Origin of the sequence: Snuella lapsa (assembly GCF_039539345.1) — a bacterium.
Taxonomy (GTDB): Bacteria; Bacteroidota; Bacteroidia; order Flavobacteriales; family Flavobacteriaceae; genus Snuella; species Snuella lapsa.
Window position 1 is genome coordinate 12,633 of sequence record NZ_BAABCY010000105.1, and the last position, 22,823, is coordinate 35,455.

Annotated in this window: 19 protein-coding genes; 4 read left to right on the plus strand and 15 right to left on the minus strand. The window is 35.2% G+C overall.

Annotated features, from left to right (window positions below):
• Positions 1-3 precede the first annotated feature (3 nt).
• From ABD792_RS18615 to rpmH, 4 genes are all read right to left on the minus strand, one after another.
• Complete coding sequence (locus tag ABD792_RS18615) at positions 4-1,803, minus strand: alpha-L-fucosidase (protein ID WP_345007994.1); 1,800 nt, start codon at positions 1,801-1,803, stop codon at positions 4-6.
• On the minus strand, positions 1,803-2,582 hold the full coding sequence (locus ABD792_RS18620) for an SDR family NAD(P)-dependent oxidoreductase (protein WP_345007996.1): 780 nt from the start codon (positions 2,580-2,582) through the stop codon (positions 1,803-1,805). Before ABD792_RS18620 ends, ABD792_RS18615 begins: the two co-directional genes overlap by 1 nt.
• Before the next feature lie 572 nt (positions 2,583-3,154).
• A complete protein-coding gene (gene carB / locus ABD792_RS18625) occupies positions 3,155-6,007 on the minus strand; it encodes a carbamoyl-phosphate synthase large subunit (protein ID WP_345007998.1) in 2,853 nt (950 codons plus the stop codon).
• A gap of 115 nt (positions 6,008-6,122) precedes the next feature.
• Positions 6,123-6,284 carry a 50S ribosomal protein L34 gene (gene rpmH / locus ABD792_RS18630; RefSeq protein ID WP_027878648.1) on the minus strand — a complete coding sequence of 54 codons (162 nt, stop codon included), beginning with the start codon at positions 6,282-6,284 and terminating at the stop codon, positions 6,123-6,125.
• Positions 6,285-6,580: 296 nt separating this feature from the next.
• On the opposite strand from rpmH, the gene ABD792_RS18635 reads away from it, so the two are divergent.
• The gene (locus ABD792_RS18635) at positions 6,581-7,156 is read left to right on the plus strand and encodes a DUF2892 domain-containing protein (RefSeq protein ID WP_345008004.1); all 576 of its coding nucleotides are present in this window, start codon (positions 6,581-6,583) and stop codon (positions 7,154-7,156) included.
• Positions 7,157-7,347: 191 nt separating this feature from the next.
• Here ABD792_RS18635 and ABD792_RS18640 read toward each other — a convergent pair whose 3' ends face one another.
• Together ABD792_RS18640 and ABD792_RS18645 are read right to left on the minus strand one after the other, a co-directional pair.
• Positions 7,348-8,274, minus strand: a complete 927-nt coding sequence (locus ABD792_RS18640) for a lytic transglycosylase domain-containing protein (RefSeq protein WP_345008079.1) — start codon at positions 8,272-8,274, stop codon at positions 7,348-7,350.
• A gap of 49 nt (positions 8,275-8,323) precedes the next feature.
• Positions 8,324-8,992 carry an alpha/beta hydrolase gene (locus ABD792_RS18645; RefSeq protein ID WP_345008006.1) on the minus strand — a complete coding sequence of 223 codons (669 nt, stop codon included), beginning with the start codon at positions 8,990-8,992 and terminating at the stop codon, positions 8,324-8,326.
• Between the two features lie 192 nt (positions 8,993-9,184).
• On the opposite strand from ABD792_RS18645, the gene ABD792_RS18650 reads away from it, so the two are divergent.
• Positions 9,185-9,481: an N-acetyltransferase gene (locus ABD792_RS18650; RefSeq protein WP_345008008.1), complete on the plus strand. Its 297-nt coding sequence runs from the start codon at positions 9,185-9,187 to the stop codon at positions 9,479-9,481.
• 158 nt (positions 9,482-9,639) lie between these two features.
• Here ABD792_RS18650 and ABD792_RS18655 read toward each other — a convergent pair whose 3' ends face one another.
• The 5 genes from ABD792_RS18655 to ABD792_RS18675 all read right to left on the minus strand — a co-directional run bounded on the left by ABD792_RS18655 (position 9,640) and on the right by ABD792_RS18675 (position 14,747).
• Positions 9,640-10,173 carry a hypothetical protein gene (locus tag ABD792_RS18655; RefSeq protein WP_345008010.1) on the minus strand — a complete coding sequence of 178 codons (534 nt, stop codon included), beginning with the start codon at positions 10,171-10,173 and terminating at the stop codon, positions 9,640-9,642.
• A 108-nt stretch (positions 10,174-10,281) separates the two neighbouring features.
• Positions 10,282-11,628 carry a tRNA (N(6)-L-threonylcarbamoyladenosine(37)-C(2))-methylthiotransferase MtaB gene (gene mtaB / locus ABD792_RS18660; protein WP_345008012.1) on the minus strand — a complete coding sequence of 449 codons (1,347 nt, stop codon included), beginning with the start codon at positions 11,626-11,628 and terminating at the stop codon, positions 10,282-10,284.
• A gap of 53 nt (positions 11,629-11,681) precedes the next feature.
• Positions 11,682-12,266 carry a YceI family protein gene (locus ABD792_RS18665; RefSeq protein ID WP_345008014.1) on the minus strand — a complete coding sequence of 195 codons (585 nt, stop codon included), beginning with the start codon at positions 12,264-12,266 and terminating at the stop codon, positions 11,682-11,684.
• A 584-nt stretch (positions 12,267-12,850) separates the two neighbouring features.
• Entirely contained in the window at positions 12,851-14,131 is a 1,281-nt protein-coding gene (locus ABD792_RS18670) for a hypothetical protein (RefSeq protein WP_345008016.1), read from the minus strand.
• Positions 14,132-14,165: 34 nt separating this feature from the next.
• Positions 14,166-14,747, minus strand: coding sequence for a YceI family protein (locus ABD792_RS18675; RefSeq protein WP_345008018.1), 582 nt, complete (start codon positions 14,745-14,747; stop codon positions 14,166-14,168).
• 351 nt (positions 14,748-15,098) lie between these two features.
• Between ABD792_RS18675 and ABD792_RS18680 the strand changes: the two genes are divergently transcribed.
• Complete coding sequence (locus ABD792_RS18680) at positions 15,099-16,427, plus strand: L-fuconate dehydratase (RefSeq protein ID WP_345008020.1); 1,329 nt, start codon at positions 15,099-15,101, stop codon at positions 16,425-16,427.
• A 99-nt stretch (positions 16,428-16,526) separates the two neighbouring features.
• Here ABD792_RS18680 and ABD792_RS18685 read toward each other — a convergent pair whose 3' ends face one another.
• From ABD792_RS18685 to ytxJ, 4 genes are all read right to left on the minus strand, one after another.
• A complete protein-coding gene (locus ABD792_RS18685) occupies positions 16,527-17,168 on the minus strand; it encodes an HAD family hydrolase (RefSeq protein WP_345008022.1) in 642 nt (213 codons plus the stop codon).
• A gap of 94 nt (positions 17,169-17,262) precedes the next feature.
• Entirely contained in the window at positions 17,263-18,948 is a 1,686-nt protein-coding gene (locus ABD792_RS18690; RefSeq protein ID WP_345008024.1) for an RluA family pseudouridine synthase, read from the minus strand.
• A gap of 164 nt (positions 18,949-19,112) precedes the next feature.
• A complete protein-coding gene (locus ABD792_RS18695) occupies positions 19,113-19,577 on the minus strand; it encodes a gamma-glutamylcyclotransferase family protein (protein ID WP_345008026.1) in 465 nt (154 codons plus the stop codon).
• The gene (ytxJ, locus tag ABD792_RS18700) at positions 19,537-19,926 is read right to left on the minus strand and encodes a bacillithiol system redox-active protein YtxJ (RefSeq protein ID WP_345008027.1); all 390 of its coding nucleotides are present in this window, start codon (positions 19,924-19,926) and stop codon (positions 19,537-19,539) included. Before ytxJ ends, ABD792_RS18695 begins: the two co-directional genes overlap by 41 nt.
• Positions 19,927-20,096: 170 nt before the next feature.
• On the opposite strand from ytxJ, the gene clpB reads away from it, so the two are divergent.
• Entirely contained in the window at positions 20,097-22,697 is a 2,601-nt protein-coding gene (gene clpB, locus ABD792_RS18705) for an ATP-dependent chaperone ClpB (protein ID WP_345008081.1), read from the plus strand.
• The last annotated feature ends 126 nt before the right edge of the window (positions 22,698-22,823 follow it).

Consider the following 22,823-nt stretch of genomic DNA (forward strand, 5'->3'; position numbering starts at 1 on the left):
AATTTAATGTTTATCGATTTCAAAAGTCCATGCGTCGTGTGTTGGCATTTCAGCATATTTTATGTCACTTGTATCAATATGCATCTGTCCGTTTACATAAGTCCAGGGTAAGTCCTTTTCTAAACCCAATAGTTTTACTGTTGCATGAGCACCTGGATCTGGTACTGTTAGCTTTAATTTATCATCTGGCCACTCAAAACTAATTGCATATATTTTACCCTTGTTTTGAGTATAGCACAAGTATGTTTTTAATGAACTATAAGTTGCATTTAAGCCTTGTGTTTTCTTGTCTGCATCCAAAAAGAAAGCTGATGCAGGCACTAGCTGTTTTTCATTACCTTTCGTTTTCCAAAACAAGGCAATAGATGCATTTAAATCCTTTTCCCTGTATTTGATTTGAACTGGATAGGCGACACCTTCTTTTAACTTAATCGTACCTTGTGTTGTTGCACTGGTCTGCGCTCCCATAACTTCGGATTGTGACCCAGAAGCCGTATAGTTTTGATTAATAACCTCTTTTCCGTCTATTAAAACAACGGCCTCATCATCTGCTTTGATTTCAAAAGTATAGCTACCATTTTGAGGCGCTACAATGTAACCTTTCCATGTTGCCGAAAAATGATCTTCTTTAATCCCTTTCATAGGCGAATTACGCACCCAATTAAAATCAATTTGCGAGTCTACACGTTTAAGAAAAACTTCTTTTTCTTCCTCATGAACAGTATAAGGTTTTGATCCGTAAATAGCATCCTCATTTATTTTCAACCAATTTCCAAGATCTAGTAAACGCTCCTGCTGTATTAACGGAATTTGTCCATCTGCTTTAGGTCCCACATTTATAATCATACCACCACCATTGGCAACGGTGTGCACAAAACGTTGAATTAAATCTTTGGAACTCCCATAGGCTTCCAATGTTTCATTCCTGTTTAAACCAAATGACCGTCCTATTCCTCTAACTTCTGCCCATGGCCTGTTGGTTACTTTAATTCCTGCACTGTATTCTGGCGTTAAAAAGCCCGTATCCAATCCATGCCCCCAACGGTTATTCACAATAGCTTCGTCACCTACTAAGTTATAATACCAGTGAATCAATTCTGCCGAATGCCATTGTTTGGCTGAATTGAACCATTCGCCATCAGCAAATATTAAAGACGGTTTATATGTACTTATTAATTCCTTAAATTGGGGCACCATATAGGATTCTATATAGTTTGTAATGCTATCATGCGGATCGGTATACCAACGATGTAGTGGATGGTTCCATTCTGGAAGTGAATAATACAGTCCCATTTTAAGGCCAGACTTTTTTACTGCATTTGTTAGCTCACCAACAATATCGCGTTTAGGCCCTACATCAACCGAATTCCAATTTCTACTGTATTTACTAGGCCACAAAGCGTAACCATCGTGGTGCTTGGATACTAGTACAACATATTTAGCTCCTGATTTTTTAAAAAACTCGGCCCATTCCTCTGCTTTAAACAATTCTGCTTTAAACAGCGGAGCAAAATCTTTATAGGTGAAATTTTGCCCATAGGTATCCTTCATAAAATTAGTACGCAAAGAATCGCCTAACTGCAGACCTCTTAAATACCACTCTCCATAAGATTCTTTACCTCCATAGGCTGGCACAGAATACAAGCCCCAGTGAATAAAGATTCCAAGTTTAGCATCTTTAAACCACTCTGGATAAGGCCTTTCTGAAATTTCTTTAATGTAATCTATTTTCTCATTTTGTTGCGAAAACGTTATCGTAACGACGCTAAAAAATGTAACGATTAATAAACACTTTTTAATCATTATCCATTTAATTTTATAAACCCTCCGTCTATTGGAAAGTCTGTTCCTGTAATAAATGAAGCTTCATCAGAACATAAATAGAGTGCTAAATTGGCTATTTCTTCAGGTTTTCCCATACGTCCAATTGGCTGAGTTTTAGACAAGGCTTGAAACATCTCATCTTCCTTTCCTGGATAATTTTTCTTTATAAAACCGTCTACAAATGGCGTATGTACTCTTGCAGGGGATATACAATTACAACGAATACCATCATTAACATAATCCTTAGCTACTGAATAAGTCATAGTAAGTGCTGCTCCTTTAGACATCGAATATGCAAAGCGATCTGAAATCCCAACAGATGAAGCAATAGAAGCCATATTTAAAATAACGCCGCCCCCGTTTGCTTTCATTTTAGGTACAACGGCATGCATGCAGTTATATACACCTTTTACGTTTACATTATAAATACGGTCTAAATCGGCTTCTTCTGTACTTTCTACGTTACCCACATGGGCAATTCCAGCATTATTAACCAAAATATCTATAGTATGCTGGGCTGCAATATTATTTATAACGTCTTTTACTTGTTGATGGTTAGAGACATCGCATTGATAGAAGTAAGCTTGTCCTCCATTGTTATTGATCTCGTTAGCAGTTAAATTACCATTTTCAGCATTAAACTCTAAAATATGTACTTGAGCTCCTTGCTTTGCAAATGTTGTTGTAATAGCTTTCCCTATTCCACTCGCTCCACCTGTAATGATAGCCGTTTTTCCTTGTAGACTGAATATTGACATTGTTATTTTAATATTTAATTCTAGGTGTTTAATCCTATTGTTTAGTTTATTAATTGAATTTGTTTATGCTTATAAAAACTTAAAAACAGATACTTTTTAAGTATTCATACAAATTTAGTTAGTCATACTGATAGGTACTACTATAAATGTTACCCCGTCCTATACTATTTTTGCCTATATAGAGCTTATATCCTATGATGATGCAATAACAATTCAAACGATTGAACCATAACAAATATAAATATTTTTTTTCCATGCTATCAACGTATATAAAGTTTTATAACCACTCTATTGTCCCGAGCCTTAATTTTCTTTCAAAAAATTAAAAAAAGCAAAAATAGTATCATATCTGGTCTAATAATTAGTAGCCTCGACCCTAGTTGCCTTGCTATATTTGTAACATAATATGAGATTATATTAGAGTTAGTTTAGTTTTTTAGTAAAGGGTTGACATTAATGTCAGCCCTTTATTGTTTAATTTAAAAGTTAAAAACGTAAAGAAGAGTTTACAAACAGAATTATTATATAAAAAAAAGCCGCTTTAAGCGGCTTTATATATTTGTTGTTTAATTTTATTTACTTAAGTACATTTTCCTTCTGGAATACAAATCGTAAAACTCGTCATCTTTTAAACTATCTATAAACAAGATACTTTCTCCTGTACTTTTCATTTCTGGCCCCAATTTCTTATTGACGTTAGGAAACTTATTGAAAGAGAAAACTGGTTGCTTAATGGCATAACCTTCTAATTTAGGATTGAAGTTAAAATCTTTAAGTTTCTTATCTCCCAACATTACTTTAGTAGCATAATTTACATAAGGTTCTCCATATGCCTTTGCTATAAATGGTACTGTTCTGGATGCTCTTGGGTTTGCTTCAATAATGTAAACAGTATCATCCTTTATAGCAAACTGGATATTTATTAATCCAACAGTGTTTAAAGCTAAGGCAATCTTCTTGGTATGGTCTTTTATTTGTTGCATTACCAAATCACCCAGATTAAATGGAGGTAATGTAGAATTACTATCTCCTGAATGGATACCACATGGTTCGATATGCTCCATGATACCAATAATGTATACATCTTCACCATCACATATGGCATCTGCCTCTGCTTCTATAGCACCATCTAAGTAATGGTCTAGCAGCAATTTATTATCTGGCATTTTACTCAACAAATCTACTACATGCTTTTCCAACTCTGCTTTATTGATAACGATTTTCATTCCTTGCCCTCCAAGAACGTATGATGGACGTACCAAAATCGGGAAGTCCAATACATCGGCTATTGCCAAGGCCTCATCGGCCGTTGTAGCAATGTCGAACTTAGGATATGGGATATTGTTTTCTTTTAACAAGTTTGAAAATAAACCTCTATCTTCAGCTAAATCCAAAGCTTCAAAGCTAGTTCCTAGTATCTTTATACCGTAACGTGATAATTTTTCAGCAAGTTTCAAAGCTGTTTGCCCTCCTAATTGAACAATAACACCTTCTGGCTTTTCATGCTTAATTATATCATATATATGTTCCCAGAATACAGGTTCAAAGTACAATTTATCTGCCGTATCGAAATCGGTTGATACCGTTTCTGGGTTACAGTTAATCATAATGGTTTCATAACCTACTTCGGCCGCTGCCAAAACCCCATGTACACAACAGTAATCGAATTCAATTCCTTGTCCTATTCGGTTTGGACCGGATCCTAAAACAATTACTTTCTTCTTATCGGAAACCTCACTTTCGTTATCGGCATAACGCTTTCCATCTGCTGTCTCCATATCACTCTCAAAAGTAGAGTAATAATAAGGTGTTTGCGCCTTAAATTCTGCAGCACAAGTATCCACTAATTTGTAAACCCTGTTAATACCAAGCTCTTCCCTCTTATTGTACACCTGACTCTCTAAACAACCTAGCATATGTGCTATCTGTCTGTCACCATATCCTTTTTGCTTTGCTTCCAACAACAATTCTTTTTCAATAGAATCAATCGTGTAGGTAGATATTTCATTTTGCAGCAAATACAATTCCTCATATTGCTTCAAAAACCACATGTCTATTTTAGTAATCTCATGGATTCTACTTAAAGGTATTCCTTTAGCAATGGCATCATAAATTATAAATACACGATCCCAAGAAGCATAGGTTAATTTTTCTATAATCTGATCGTAATTTTTATTTTCTTTACCATCAGCCCCCAATCCATTACGCTTAATTTCTAGCGACTGTGTTGCCTTGTGCAAAGCTTCCTGGAATGAGCGACCAATTCCCATAACCTCACCAACAGATTTCATTTGAAGCCCTAAAGTTCTGTCTGAACCTTCAAATTTATCGAAATTCCAACGTGGTATTTTTACGATTACATAATCTAAGGTTGGTTCGAATAAGGCCGATGTAGACTTGGTAATTTGGTTACTTAGTTCGTCTAAGTTATACCCAATAGCCAATTTGGCCGCTATTTTAGCAATAGGATATCCTGTTGCCTTACTGGCCAAGGCAGATGAACGAGAGACACGTGGGTTGATTTCGATGGCTATTATTTCCTCTTTCTCATCTGGACTTACTGCAAACTGCACGTTACACCCTCCTGCAAAATCACCAATACTACGCATCATATGGATTGCCATATCACGCATTCTTTGATAGGTTTTATCGCTCAATGTCATGGCCGGTGCAACGGTTATTGAATCTCCCGTATGGATACCCATAGGATCCATGTTTTCGATAGAACAGATAATAACCACATTATCGTTAGCATCTCTTAGCAACTCTAACTCATACTCTTTCCAACCAATTAATGCTTTGTCGATCATTACTTCGTGAATTGGGGAAACCTCCAAACCACGCGTTAGCAACTCATCAAAATCTTCTTCTTTATGTACAAAAGAAGCCCCAGCTCCTCCTAGTGTATAGGATGCCCTGATAACTAAAGGAAAACCAAACTCTTGGGCAATTTCCTTTCCTTTTAGATAAGAAGTAGCCGTAGCTTGTGGTGCCATAGGAATGCCTATTTTAAGCATTAGTTCCCTAAACTGCTCTCTATCTTCGGTAATGTTTATTGCATCAATATCAACTCCAATAATTTCAACACCAAAGTCTTCCCAAATTCCTTTTTCATCTGCTTCTATACACAAATTCAATGCTGTTTGCCCCCCCATCGTTGGTAACACTGCATCTATTTGTGGGTGTTCTTTTAAAATTTTAATTAAGGATTTTGTATTAAGAGGCAATAAATAAACATGATCCGCCATAGATGGATCTGTCATAATAGTTGCTGGATTCGAGTTTATAAGAATGGTTTCAATTCCATCTTCTCTTAATGATCTTAATGCTTGGGATCCAGAATAGTCAAACTCACAAGCTTGTCCGATAACAATAGGCCCCGAACCAATAATTAAAATAGATTTTAGTTTTGAATTTTTTGGCATTTTTACTGTATTGTTTTGTCTTTATATAATCTTAAAAATTGCTAGGTGATAAGCAGATATAAAAAAAGGCGTTACACATAAGCAACACCTTTAAATTATTAACAATGAAAAATCATTATTTTTTATGTCTTGTTTCAGAAGATACAGAAAGTTTTTTTCTTCCCTTAGCTCTTCTACGAGCAAGGACTTTTCTACCGTTAGCAGAAGCCATTCGCTCTCTAAAACCATGCTTGTTTCTTCTCTTTCTCTTTGATGGTTGAAACGTTCTTTTACTCATTACCTTGTATCTTTAATTCTGAATGTATTATCTTTAATTTGGTGTTTTTTCCAAAACTGAGTGCAAATATACAAAGAGTTTTTACTTTGACAAACCTTATTTAAAAATATTTTCACATCCTTATTTTTTTGATCTTTTACTATAAAAACACTAGCATAGAAGGTCTATTTACTCCAGCATTTATTAAATCAGCATGGGTAAATTAAATAAAAAATTAGTTTCTTTGCAGTCTAAATTAAAAGGGCACTATCTACAAAATATTGAGTGTCCAATCACCTATTTAAATTTACGTCAAAATGTACAATAAAATTATAAAACTTATTATTGCGGCTGGTATCATTGCTTTTGCTATTTATCAATTTACTGAAGGTTATATAGGTAATGGCATTATGTTTATATTACTTTCCTTAATTTTTGTATTCCTTTATTTTAAAAATGAATTTATTCTATTGGCTTTTTTAAGATTGCGTAAACAAGATTTTGAAGGAGCAAAAAAATGGCTTAACAAAATCAAAAATCCAGAAGCTGCCCTAGTAACCAAACAGCAAGGTTATTATAATTACCTACATGGGATTATGGTTTCGCAAACCAACATGAATGAAGCGGAAAAGTACTTTAAGAAAGCTATTACTTTGGGCTTATCCATGGATCACGACCTGGCTATGGCAAAACTTAACTTATCGGGTATTGCTTTTTCCAAGCGTAGAAAGCAAGAAGCGCAAAGACTCTTAACAGAGGCCCAAAAATTAGATAAGCGCGGCATGCTTACAGATCAAATTAAAATGATGAAAGAGAACATGAAACGCGCGCAAATGCCTAACCAACATTACGGATCTGGCGGTTCCCTTAGACAACAGAAAAGAAGAGGTTAAAACGGCTATACATATAATAAAAAATAAGGCACTTATAAATCTATTTATAGGTGCCTTGTTTTTTCTGAGCACTTCTTTTCATGGATATACAACAAAACAAATAAAAAAGCTGCCTTAAATTAGACAGCCATGCTTTTATAGAACTGGTTTAACGCAAGTTTGAATGCTTAGTATTCTTGGCTCAAGGTAATTTATTGCACATCATAATATCCATCTTTGGGAATATCAATAAAATATAACTTTCTAGATTTATTATTAAGATGTCGTTCTCTTAACCAAGGGTTATGAAGCTTTAAGATTTTATAATTGATCCCAAAGTTTTCAGCGAATTTTGAAAAATTAGTTACGGCTGTATCGACCTCAACTTTATATGTTGGTACATTGTTATACAGATCTTTCTCCCTAAAATTAAAACCATATTTTGTTGGGTTGGTTAAAATTTCCTTTAAAGCAACAATTCTAAAGAGGTATCGCCCCGTTTCCTCTCCTAACAATAAATCATAGTAATTAGTTACATTCTGTTCTTTTAAACGTCTGGAGACACCTGCGTTTCCTGCATTATATGCTGCTGCTGCCAATGTCCAAGAACCTAGTTGTTCTTTCGATTTTAACAGGTATTTACAAGCGACTTCGGTTGCTTTCTCTAAGTTATAACGTTCGTCTACATTTGTATTTATTTCTAAGCCATTTTCTCTTCCAGTAGATTTCATGATTTGCCATACACCTCTGGCTCCTGCTGGAGATACAGCATTGGTCAAACCACTTTCTATCACGGCCAAATACTTAAAATCATCGGGCACACCATATTTAGCGAGGATGGGTTCCATAATCGGAAAGTATTTTCTCGCCCTTTTAAACATAAGTAACCCATTAGACTGCCAATAGGTATTGACCAATAACTCTCTGTCCATACGTTCTAGGATATCAGGGTTTTTTAAGGGCATCTGTTCTCCTGCAAAATCTAAATTATCGGGCACCTGTAATGCATAAACGTTATAATCGTTTATAAGCTTTTTTTCAAAATTCTCATCGGTTGGAGCGTCTTGGAGGGCATAAATAAACAAGGCAGATAAACTTAATAATCCCACAAACGCCAGTGCTTTTTCTACTATCTTCATCATTAAAAAGTTTTGCATAAAATTAAAAAAAATAATTGAAAGGGCTCTATTAAGCGTTTAAAATGATTCTTGGTAAATGTTCATTAAACCACTTATATTTATTGATAATCATTATATGGGAACCATTTTTTACTGTAATACAAGATTGAATATTTTTTATAGGGAATACTGCGTCTTTATCGCCATGTATATGTACAATATCTTCTTGAAAAAACTCTTGCTTCCAACACACCATATGCTTAATGGCCCAACTTAAATATTCCGGGGCATTAACAGACAAATATTTTTTATACAAATCCAAACGTTTTGTTATACCATTCCCAAAAGCATATTTTGCCAATATATCAATATTTGACGCTAACTGGGTTGGTATTAATTTATAAGCTTTTGTTTTACATGCCAATAACATTTGCACTGGTAACTCCTTAACTGTTTTTACACTCGAAACTATAATTAGTTTTTTAACCTTAATATGCTTACTAATTTCCTGAACTAATACACCTCCAAATGATACTCCTAATAAAACAACATCATCATGTTTTATATGTTTGGATAGCCTCAAAGCATAATCATGAAGTGATTCATTGTTATTTAACGGCATTATCCATTCCAACCAATGAATTTCAAACCTATCCTCGGGCAATTTAATGTGCTCAAAAATGATTGGACTTGCAGCCATGCCCGGCATCAAATAAATATGAATTATTTTTTGTGGCATTTAATCAAATAATTTTTTACTACTAATAAAAGTAACTTCTCATAAACCATAAAAATCCACCTAATAGTTTATTTAATAAGGCATTAACTTAAATTCTACTTTAGAGTGATACTTTTTTTTTGTAAATTTGTATCACAAAGCTAATAAATAGTCCTCACTATTAATATTCCATTGAAATAAAACACACACACCATGATTGATGTTGCAGAATTAATAGACAATGATTTCTTACGCCAATTTGAAATTAAAATTGATGATCATTTAGCTAAAATTGAATACTCCTTGCAAGAGCGCAAAATCTTTTTAACAAAGCTTGTTATTCCTGAAGAAATTAATGACGAAGATTTTAGCAAAGAATTTCTATCTGCTGTTTTTAAACAAATTGAAGATCGCAATTTAAGCATTGTCCCTACAAGCCCTGAAATTGCAAAATTTGTTAGAAGTAACAGAAAATACAAACGAATGCTACCTGTAGGAGTAAGGATTTAAGTTATTTAAATTATAGATTGTTAGACCACAAACCTCTACTTACCTGTGTTAGTAAAGGTTAAAAGCTCTTTTAACTTCTTTTTTGAAATTTTAAACAGTGACTTGGTTTTAGTGTTCAATAGATACAAAAGCATAATCTTCTTAAGAAACTCTTAAGTTTACTCTTTTGTAAATACATAAGTTACATCCTGAGAAAGGATAGTTTCTAACGTTTCGCTATCTTTAACCACAAACCCGTTAGGCACTTCCATTACAAGTGCATTATCCTTAAAAATCAAAACTGAACTGCCGCCAACTTTGTTAAAAGTGATGTCTGCATCTATTATAATAGTATTATCACTTTTAGTATAAGAAAAAGGGTGCGGTACATTATCTGAATCTGTAACCGAAGTGGACATAAAAGTCAGCATATCACCTTCCGTTATGGCATTAAATGAAACATTTAGAGCTGAATAAAAAATACTGCCATTAGAATTGTCGGCTATAACCAAGGCTGAATCATTTAGATAGCCAAACTCTGTTAACAGATTAGAACTTTTTACACCATCACTATTTAAATCTATTGGTGTATTTACTTGCCAAGCGGATAATTTCCATGTTCCTTCAAGAGCATTATCGTCATTATCACTACTACAACTGGAAAAGCATACCAACAAACAGGCTAAGTAAAAGATTGAAATTATTTTTTTCATACAATTTGGGGATTATATGAGGTAAAAATAAAAGTCAATACGATATTTGTATAAAAAATCGGTTAAGACGTATAAAATTCGGTTAAACCTCTATATCAGCACACTAAATTAACCAGAATATACGTTCGCGAACTCGAATCGTACCAATCCGTCGTCGTCAATCCGGGTGAGTTCTATATTGTGAAGTGTATTTACGAGTTCGGGATTCCACGGTGTTTTTACCTTTACATAGTTTTCCGTAAATCCGTGTATATATCCTTCTTTATTTTCACTTTCGAAGAGTACCGTACGCATACTTCCTAATTGACTTTCGTAGAAAGCTCTGCGTTTTTTAACCGATAAGCCTCTTAGCATTTTGCTCCTTTTATTCCTAACTTTCATTGGCACCACATCTTCCATTTCGGCTGCTTCGGTATTATCGCGTTCCGAATAGGTAAATACATGTAAGTAAGAGATATCGAGCGTGTTTAAAAAATTATAGGTTTCAAGAAAATGGGCATCAGTTTCTCCTGGAAACCCAACTATAACATCTACTCCAATACAAGCATGCGGCATTACTTCCCTAATTTTTGATACGCGGTCTATATACAATTCACGCATATAACGGCGTTTCATTTTTTTAAGAATGGTATTACTACCACTCTGTAACGGAATATGAAAATGCGGGACAAAAGCTTTACTGGAGGCAACGAAATCGATCGTTTCATTCTTAAGTAAATTAGGTTCAATAGACGAAATACGCAAACGCTCAATACCTTCAACTTCATCCAAAGCCTTTACCAATTCAAAAAAAGTATGTTCATGCTTCTTATTTCCGAATTCTCCCTTTCCATAATCCCCAATATTAACACCTGTAAGAACGATCTCCCTGATATTCTGCTCTGAAATCTCCCTAGCATTCTTCAATACATTTTCCAGACTATCACTTCGTGATATTCCTCTTGCTAAGGGGATGGTGCAATAGGTACATTTGTAATCGCACCCATCTTGTACTTTCAAAAAAGCCCGGGTACGGTCTCCAATGGAATAGGATCCCACATAAAAGTCGGCTTCTTCTATATCACACGAGTGCACCTCTCCTGTTCCGCGACTACGTTCTGGTTGCTCTAATAAATCGTTTATATAACTGGTTAAATTGAATTTTTCAGTAGCTCCAAGTACTAAATCCACACCATTAACATCGGCCAACTCATGAGGCTTAAGCTGTGCATAGCAACCAATAGCGGCAACAAAAGCATCCGCATTACTCTTATGCGCTTGATTTACTATGGATTTAAAACGCTTATCGGCATTTTCGGTTACCGAACAGGTATTAATGACATAAATATCGGCTTTTTCGGAAAAATCAACACGATCAAAACCTTCGGTAGAAAAGCTTCTCGCTATGGTTGAAGTTTCAGAAAAATTTAATTTACAACCCAGGGTATAAAATGCTACTTTTTTTCTCGTCGCCATCTAATTTATTAAAGGCTACAAAGTTAATAAAAAAGACAGGAATCTTTAAGAAGTTATTTTTCTTTAAGCTGAAGTTGAAAATTGATTTCAATAGCATCTTTAACAACTATCAGGCCTAAAAACTTTTTAGGAGGTTCCAGATTAAAATCGCTAAGCTTCAAGTTTAAAACACCTTTAACGCTCATATCATTTGAAGTATCCATTTTTACAGGTACTGTATACGCGCTCGTAACACCTGCTATTTTAAGATCTAAACTTGCCTGAATAAGGTTATTATTCACTTCATGCTTCTTTATTTCTTTTAGAGTAAGAAATATTTTGGGATATGCATCGGACTTTAATAATTTTTGAAAATCATTATTCATTCCTTTGTGCCCACAATCAAAATGGGCGTTGTCCAAAACTAGTGTTGTTTTGGTAAAAACTATTTTGTTTGCTTCCTTTTCAAAAATAATAGGAATGGGCTTAACCAATTGGTTAATATCGTAATAACAAATAAAACTACTAACATTAGTTGCTCCTTTAACAAAGAGCGTACTCTCTGGGGTAATAAAGACAGACGTTGTACCAACGAAACTATTTTTGTTGGTAAAGGCCAACAAAGTTATAATAGTACCTATAAAAACAATCCTTTTCATGTGCTCATATTTTTTCTTCTAAGGACACATACAACATCCATATAATCATTAAGTCGCCCAAAAAGCATTTCTCTTATGGATGTTTCATCTTTGCTATTATTAACCCATTGTATATTTTTGACAAAATTCTTTCAATTCGATTTAACGATTGAAACGAATAAAATTTGTATCGAAAATAAAAATTTTAGCCTTTGAAATAGTTCTCGATACTATTCTTTATATAAAAATCAATCGAACCGACATTTTTGAAACTAGTTTGACTCAATATGCACAACGGGTTATTATTAATCACAATAACAAATTTAATACTTTAGACTTAAATAAAGAATTTCTTGAAACGAACTATCCTCGAGGTTGAGCCATAGAGGTATTTCGCTCGTTTCATTTTAACCTTTTAGGTCAAAAACCGAAATTCTATATTTAGATTCCCATTTCCATGAATAACAATGTCAGTGGAAACCCTAACGCAAAGCGTCGAGGAATTCTTTTCGATTAAAAAAAAATAAGCCCCTGAACATACAACACTTTAAGCAGTCATATAATCCAGAGGCTTTACTAACTATTAGCTTGTTCACTATTGCATTTTAAAAACTGATGGCTGCTTCTAAAACTAAACCATTAAACTTACCTTCATAACGGTAATCCGCACTAGGATAATCGTTATATTTTTGGTTAACATACTCAGCTTTCATTAAGATGTTTTTGGTCATAAACCAACCTGCTGTTAATTGGAATCTGTTTACAGTAACATTGTCTCCACTTGTTAACTCACCACTAACGGTATTATAACGTGTTCCTAAATACAAGTTTTCTTTATTTCCGAATCTGTAAAGTAACTCACCTGATACTTGATTCCAAGTTCTATCATTAGTTTCACTAACTTTTTTCCCTTTGGCAGATTCTATGATTCCAAAAAACTCTAACCCTTTATATTTCAAGAATGGGTTTATCATGAAGGCGGTCATCTCATTTTTTAAATCTGGATTGATTCTACCTGCTCTAAAACTATCACCAACAGCATCTCCATTAACATCTTTTCCATTCATTACAGTATAGTATCGAGATCCTGCTCTGTCACCACTATAAAGGTAAATTCCTCTGGCATTGTTGTGAGCACTATGAAATAATGACCCTGTTAAACGGAAACGGAAATCAGTGTTAACTTGTTTATCGTATCCAAATTTAGCTAAAAATGAAGGGCTTGTTTGATCCTTGTCGGTTACATTCTGATTTAATTTACCATTTGTAAATCCAACCATACCTAACCATCCGTTGTTTAAGTAATATACTTCTGCCCCTACCTCGGTAGTGAAAGCATCCATTAGGTAATTACCAACAAAAGGATTATGTAGTGCCATGGCATTATCACTTCTTCTGAAATGACCATCACCATAGTTATTTTCCATATGCCCGATTTTAATTCTAATGTACTTCATTAAATCCTCTGCAAAGCCCTCACTGATAAAGTCCAATTTATCTATTTGGATATACCCGCCTTTAACGTAAGCTTCTGTATGGTGTTGAGAAGACAAATAGGTACGTAAGTGCATTCTAACACCATCGTATAAAGCAACATCTAAATCTAGGTTAGCGGTTGCAAGGTTAAAATTAGATCCTAGATCTGTAAGCGTGATATCACTGTTTGAGTTTTCCTGAGTTAAAGATTGGAATTGTAGTGTTGAAGCGCCTCCAAGTCTTACTTTTACACCATCGTACGTAGAAACAGTATCTTTAGCTGGTTCAAAAACATTAACGCCTCGTTGGTCTGGGTCTCTGTAGTTATCTAAACTTCTGTTTTGCGCATAAAAACTAAATCCGGTTAATATGGCTATCAATAGTATTGATCTTTTTAAAATTGATTTCATGATATTTAAATTTAGTGTTAAGTTATTCTATAGTTTATCTAAAAATTGTTGTAAATTTTATGGTTAAATCGTTTCCGGTTGTAATCGTTCCAAACAAAGCCGTTGGCGGATCAATATTAAAGTCTGTCATTTTTATATTTTTTTCTCCTGTTAAACTCACTTTTTCATTGGCTATTGCAACTGTAAAATCTATATCCACCTGCTTTTTAACTCCTGTAATTGTTAAATCCCCTACTGTTTTTACCAAAAATTTGCCAGCTCCTTTGTTTGTTATCTCTTTTACTTCCACTAGTTGAAACAATACATTTGGATAATCGTCTGTTCTTAATGCCTTAAAAGTGTTCTTATCCATTGTCCTCTTCCCACTTTTCAAGCTCTCTGATACTATTTTAACCTGACATGCTGTAATATTCCCTGTAGTAATATCAGAAAATTTTATACTACCGCTTTGCTCCTCAGCTTCTATATGCCAATCATGCAAACTAGAAGTCCCTAAAACTTTTAAAGAAGATTCCCCGTTTATTAAATCAAATTCTTGAGCACTTACCTGTGATATAAAAAGGAAGGATGCCAGTAAACTCCAAATACCTAAACTTATATTTCTAAACCCTGTCATTGTGATTTATCTTTTAAATTCTTACACAAAGTTCAGCCATACATGACTATTAAAATATGATTTTTATCATATCCAATTCAATTTTAAGAGCGCAATGGGTATTGATAAAATAAGACTTCATCGAAATCCCATATATAAGACCTAAAAACAAGGCAACTGATAAACCTGTTTTCCTTAGCACATAAAAACTAGCACTCAATTTTCATTGCTTTTAATAAAAACTATCAATAAACCCACTGTATAAGGCTCTTCATTTAAAAAGCAAAAAAAGTACTAGCAAGAGTTGTTAAATTAGTAGAAACAGTCTTAAAGATGCCCTAGTTTTGCTCTATATACTTTTTAAAAAAATTTATGAATACACCTATAATAATAACAGAGTTGCTTAGTAAGGACGTTAGGTTCCCTACTAGTGATGCCTTAGATGGTTCTGATGCCATGAATCCAGATCCTGATTATTCTGCTGCATATGTTATTTTAAAGACCAATCACCCAGAATTTGAAGGACATGGACTAACATTTACCATTGGTCGTGGCAACGAATTATGTGTAGCAGCCATAAAAGCTTTGTCTCATTTGGTAGTTGGCAAATCCCTAGAATCATTTACCCAAAATATGGGAGGCTTTTGGAAAATGATTACAAGCGATAGCCAATTACGTTGGTTAGGCCCAGAAAAAGGCGTTATACATTTAGCTACCGGTGCTGTCGTAAATGCTGTTTGGGACTTATATGCTAAAGTAGCAGGTAAACCATTATGGAAACTAATAGCCGACATGTCTCCAGAGGAATTTGTTTCGTGTATAGACTTTACTTATATCACTGATGCGATTACACCTAATGAAGCATTGGAGTTATTAAAAAAACAAGAGACCACTAAACACGAACGTATTGCAAATTTATTGGAAAATGGTTATCCTGCTTATACTACTTCTGCTGGTTGGTTAGGTTATTCTGATGAGAAAATGCGCCGTTTATGCCGTGAAGCTAAAGCTGAAGGCTTTAAACACATGAAAATAAAAGTTGGATCTGATTTACAAGACGATATGCGTCGTGCAGCCATTATTCGTGAAGAGATTGGCGACGACCTTCAATTGATGATGGATGCCAACCAAAAATGGGACGTAGACGAGGCTATTGAAAATATGGCTTCCTTAAAAAAATTCAACCCCTATTGGATTGAAGAACCCACAAGCCCTGATGACATTTTAGGGCATGCAAAAATAGCCGAAGCTGTTGCCCCCATAAAGGTGGCCACAGGCGAACACTGCCAAAACCGGGTTATTTTTAAGCAACTTATACAAGCTAATGCACTTCAAATTTGTCAAATAGATAGCTGTCGCGTTGGAGGTGTTAATGAAATACTAGCCATCTTGCTCATAGCCGCTAAATACAATGTACCTGTATGCCCTCATGCAGGAGGTGTAGGATTGTGTGAGTACGTACAACATTTATCCATGATAGATTACATTGCTGTAAGCGGTACAACAGAAGATAGAATTATTGAGTTTGTTGACCATTTACATGAGCACTTTTTTGAACCTGTAGTCATCAAAAATGGAGCCTATATGCCTCCTAAACAACCAGGGTACAGTATTACCATGAAACCAGAATCGTTAGAAACTTATAGTTATCCTAATGGTGAGGTATGGAGTAAAAAATTAAAAGCAACAACAGTCAATTAGATTTGGTTGTTTTTATAGGATTAAAAAAGGGGTTGTCTAAAAAAGGCAGCTCTTTTTTTTTGCGTCGTACAAATTTATACCTAAGCAAAAACAGTTGACTTAATCGACAAATAAAAAATCTATCAGCTTTTCCATTTCGAAAAATACTATGGCTCCCTCATTTTCAAGTTCACTTTTATTATTTCCATTTGCAAAACCAAAGACATCAAACCCGCCTCTTTTTGCAGCTATCACCCCATAAATACTATCCTCAACAACGGCACATTCGCTAGGTTTAAAACCCATTTCTCTTGCTGCATATTCAAAAATACCAGGACTTGGTTTCCAGCTCCCTATCTCATAGGAGCTAAATATCTTATTTTCAAACTTTCCTATCAAACCTGTTGTAGTTAAATTCAGTTTTATTTTTTCTGTCGGTCCACTAGAAGCTACACAATACGGAACTTTAATTTTATCCAATAATGTATGTATCCCTTTTATTGGCTTTAAATCTGTTTTAAAACGTTTAAACGTACGCTCCCTAAACTCTTTTTCAAAATGACTTGGTAATTCTCTGTTAATCTGGCCTTCCAGATATTTTAAAATGCTATTAAGGGATTTCCCTGTAAAATTTTCCATTGCATATTCCATTTCCATTTTTACACCAATAGCGTCCATCATTTCAATCAACACTCTATTTGAAATTTCCTCACTATCAACAAGCACGCCATCACAATCAAAGATTATGCATTTATATTTCATAAAATCCACAGGTATTTTATAATTATCACAATACTATTTCTGATTTAAAAATACACAAATAAAATACAGTACACTTTGTGCTCCCAGATAAACTCTAAAAAGGAGCCTTACACTGTACGTTAAGTGTTTTCTTTGTAATAGGATGAGTAAAACTCAACAACTCGGCGTGCAAATGCAAACGGGTTCCTTTTTTACCGTATAGATCATCTCCCACGATAGGTGCTTCTAGACCATCAATATGGGCTGCATGCACACGTAGCTGGTGCGTTCGTCCCGTTAAGGGGTAAAAATAAACACGGGTTTTGCCATTTTCAACAGCCAACACTTCATACATTGTCTTAGCCGATTTACCATGATCGTAACAAACCAACTGCTGGGGTCTATTGTCTAAATCGACACGCAAAGGCAAATTAATGCTTCCTCTATTTTCTTTAATAAGACCATCTAATAACGCAACATAGCGCTTTTGTATAGTACGTTCTATAAACTGTCGCTGCAATTGCTTATGTACATGCTCATTTTTGGCAACCAATAATAACCCTGAAGTCGACATATCTAAACGATGTACCAATAAAGGCCCTGTAGCATTAGGCAAATAGCATTGCATTCGGGTAAGCACCGATTCTTTTAATGTCTTTCCCGGAACAGATAAAAACTCATGGGGCTTATTAAGGACTAACAAATGATCGTCTTCATAAATAATATCTAAAAACCAATCAAATTTAACAGCCTTTTCTATGGGATTTTCATCAACATACAATCCTTCCATCATATGTCCTAAAATGGGTTCACACTTACTTCTACAAGAAGGATAAAAATGTTTGTGCTTCCGTACTTCAGATTTTGGTGATATGCCCCACCAAAATTCCGCCATACAAACTGGTGTTAACTTATTTTTATAGGCATACTGAAATAATTTGGGTGCCGCACACTCACCCGATCCAGCAGGAGGAACCGATGCCTTGGTTGTCTTAAAAACAGCAAGCAAATCTTTGGTTTCGCCCTTAGCATTTAAAAACTTATACTGTTCATGAATACGCTTTTGCAAGGATGCCGATAGCTCACTTCGCCTTTCTTTCAAATCCTTTATGGGTTGTTTCAAAACATTCAAAGCTGCTTTATCTTCCTGTATTTTGCTCTCCCAATATATCTTTAAACGTTTTAATCGCAGATGATAACTAATACTCTCGTGTTTTAATTCCTCTACCAGACTTTCATATTCCTGTATAGACAACATCTTTTCAGCTTCCTCTCTCCGTTGCCTACGTTTTTGCTTTTCAACTTTAATTTCTGCTTTAAGAGCCTGTAATTCGTTCTGGGAAATTGTTTTATTATCGTTTAACAACGCTGTTGCTTTTCCCAGCTCTGGAGCATTTTCCAATTCCACAATAGCAGCATTCATGGCATTTAACCTAGCTTCTCCTTTTTTATAGAACCCAGTCTCATTTAAAGTATCGAATATAGCCGGCACAAATCCATTGATATCATTACTATCGGTTAACTTTCCTGAAAAGGCTGCAAGATACCCCAAGTTCCCTTCAACGTCCTTAACGACCATCACTCCAAACATCTTGCCTATTGGACTACCATCTATATGCGCATCCAATCCAAAATTATGTTCAAAATCGGTTTGGGATTCTAAATAGGCCTGTAAAGATTCTGCCGCCTCTATGCTTAACGGATGAGGCTCATAATAAAATGGAAATGTAAACGCTTCTGGCAAAGCATGCTTAGAATTGTTTTGTAAGGGATGAAATAAAGAATCTCCAAAATTATGCATAGGCACTGTAAAAACGCTGCAAAGAAACAAAATTTCACTTAGCTTGATAATTCTAATTCTAAGAAATAATCAATACGAAGACAAACTTTTACCAAAAGACCTAAAATTGGAAATGCTGTCATTATATTCCATCTTCATCGAAAAACAATCTCAATAAATCTTTTCTATTGATTTCCCTGCAAGTACTTTCCAGACGGTATGAGCTGTAAACCCAGAGTGGAGAGATTGTAGATATAAACCCAAGTTTGCAATGACACTCCAGATTCCATATACACTTTAACCCGCAAACGTTTGTATAAATCGCGCTCTGAGACACTAATATCTATACCTTCGTAATCATCCAAGCTTTTAAACACCATTTCGGCATCTAGCACCTTGTAAACACTCCCATAAACTTTATCAACAGGATTCGTACTTAAAATAGCTCCCGGATAACCATCAACTTCATAAAGTTTGCCATAAAAAAAGCCCTTTTCAACAAAGTGGGAATGCTCAGCCAAAAATTGCGACATCTCATTATCACAACCCTTTAGCAAAGTACCATAAACAAACAAATAGCTTATTTCTTTTTTTTCAAGGAAACTCAAGTTAAATAAACCTATTAAGATCAACATCAGTAATCGCTCCATGACTCGCATGCGTTATGGCTATCCCTTCTTTAATCACCAAAATTTGAGGTGATTCATGCCACACCTGAAATCTAGAAGCTATTTCATTTGACAGATCCCTAAAACTAATCAGGTCCAAATAATAAAGATCCAATGCATCGTCCGACACATTATAGGATTGCTCAAATTGGTTAAGAGCCATACGGCTTATTCCACAACGTGTAGAGTGTTTAAAAATGACTTGTATCTTGTTGTTCGATCTTTCGGCCAACTCATCTAGTTGGACGTGATCTTCCAATGCAATCCACGGCAGCTCTTTTGTTTCCTTTTCTAATGTTGCACCGCCAAATAGTTTATTTATAAACCCCATAAAATGTATAACTTTAAATTGTGAATTAACAATAGTCTAGACACAATAGAAAACCTTACAAACTGACTAAAAGTCAGACATATCAATCATTTTAAAGACATTTTGTCTTATAAAACCAGATGGTAAGATTATTGTCCGATAACGGTTGTAAAGAAACTAAAATTACCATTATGAACTTAAATAATTATACAATAAAATCCCAAGAAGCCATCCAACAAGCACAACAGATTGCTCAGGGCTTCGGTCACCAACAAATAGAAAACGAACACCTGTTTAAGGGGCTTTTTGAAGTTGACGAGAACGTTTTACCATTTATATTAAAAAAGTTAAATGTTAACATTAACATCCTAAAACAAGCATTAGACAAACAACTGGAAAGTTTCTCTAAAGTCTCTGGAGGTGAACTCATGCTATCCAGGGAAACAGGAAAAACCCTAAATGAAGCAGTCAATATTGCTAAGAAAATGAACGACGATTATGTATCGGTAGAGCATTTAATCTTAGCCATATTTAAATCTAACAGTAAAATAGCTCAGATGTTAAAAGACCAAGGGGTTACAGAAAAATCCTTAAGTGCAGCCGTACAAGAATTGCGCAAAGGTGAAAATGTAACATCCCAAAGCCAAGAGGACACTTATAATGCCCTTAACAAATATTCTAAAAACCTTAATCAGTTAGCAAAAGACGGAAAGCTGGATCCTGTCATTGGCCGTGATGAAGAGATACGTAGAATTCTCCAAATTTTATCACGCCGCACAAAAAACAACCCTATTTTGGTAGGCGAACCAGGCACAGGTAAAACAGCTATTGCTGAAGGTTTAGCTCATCGCATTATTGACGGTGACATCCCCGAAAATCTAAAAGACAAACAAATTTTTGCTTTAGACATGGGAGCCCTTATCGCTGGCGCCAAATACAAAGGTGAGTTTGAAGAGCGCTTAAAATCTGTGGTAAAAGAAGTAACTAAAAGCGAAGGCGATATTGTCCTGTTTATTGATGAAATCCACACCTTGGTTGGTGCGGGTGGTGGACAAGGTGCTATGGATGCAGCCAATATATTAAAACCAGCACTAGCCCGGGGCGAATTACGAGCTATAGGAGCTACTACGTTGGACGAGTATCAAAAATACTTTGAAAAGGACAAGGCCCTAGAGCGTCGTTTTCAAAAAGTAATGGTAGACGAACCCGATACCGAGAGCGCCATATCCATCCTACGCGGTATTAAGGAAAAATACGAAACACACCACAAGGTACGCATTAAAGACGAAGCCATTATTGGTGCGGTCGAATTATCGCAGCGTTACATTACAAATCGCTTCTTACCCGACAAGGCTATTGACTTAATGGATGAAGCTGCTTCTAAATTACGTATGGAAATCAATTCAAAACCAGAAGAATTGGATGTTTTGGATAGAAAGATTATGCAATTGGAAATTGAGATAGAAGCTATTAAAAGAGAAAAAGACGAGACCAAACTTAAGGCCTTAAGGACAGATCTTGCCAATTTAAAGGAAGAACGCAACGCTATTAATGCCAAATGGAAAAGCGAAAAAGAAGTGGTCGACAACATCCAAAACACAAAATTGACCATAGAAAACTTTAAGTTGGATGCTGAAAAAGCCGAACGTGATGGCGATTACGGAAAGGTAGCCGAACTGCGTTATGGTAAAATAAAAGAAGCCCAAGAACGTTTAGAAACCCTCCAGAAGGAACTACAAGAAAATCAAGCAGAAAGTTCTTTAATTAAAGAGGAGGTTACCTACGATGACATTGCTGAAGTCGTTGCCAAATGGACAGGCATACCCGTTACGAAAATGCTACAAAGCGAACGTGAAAAATTACTAAAACTTGAAGACGAGCTACATAAACGCGTTATTGGTCAAGAAGAAGCCATTACTGCAGTAAGCGACGCCGTAAGACGTAGCCGTGCTGGGCTACAAAACCCTAAAAAGCCTATTGGTACCTTCTTGTTTTTAGGAACAACGGGAGTTGGTAAAACCGAATTGGCTAAAGCTTTGGCCGAATATCTTTTTGATGATGAAAATGCCATGACACGAATCGACATGAGCGAATATCAAGAACGTCATGCTGTTAGCAGATTAGTAGGAGCACCTCCTGGATATGTAGGATATGATGAAGGCGGACAATTAACCGAAGCTGTAAGGCGTAAACCTTACTCTGTAGTGCTTCTTGACGAAATTGAAAAAGCACATCCTGATACTTTTAACATCTTGCTTCAAGTACTTGACGAAGGGCATTTAACTGATAACAAAGGGCGTGTTGCCGATTTTAAGAATACGATTATCATCATGACCTCAAATATTGGCAGTCACTTAATACAAGAGCGGTTTGAAGCAACCAAAGATATAGAATCTGCTATCGAAGCATCTAAAGTAGATGTCTTAGGCTTATTAAAACAAACGGTTCGCCCTGAATTCTTGAACAGAATTGACGACACTATCATGTTTACTCCATTAAGCAAAGAAAACATTATAGCCATAGTTGAATTACAACTCAAAAATGTAACGAAAATGATTGCTCAACAAGGCATTACTTTTGATGCAACACCAGAAGCTATAACCTATTTGGCTGATAAAGGCTATAATCCAGAATATGGAGCACGACCAGTTAAACGCGTGATACAAAAAGAAGTTCTTAATGCTTTGAGCAAAGAGATACTGGCAGGAAACGTTACCACAGACAGTATTATTTTGCTGGATGCCTTTGACAACACCCTAGTATTTAGAAACCAAGCCGATCTTGTAACTTAAAAAAATGGTTGATATTGTAACAAAACAGCATTAAACAAGTCTAGTAGATAGTTAGTTGGTTGGTTGGTTAGTGAAAAGCAACGCCATTTAAGATTTTAAATATAGGCGTTGCTTTTTTTATTAAAA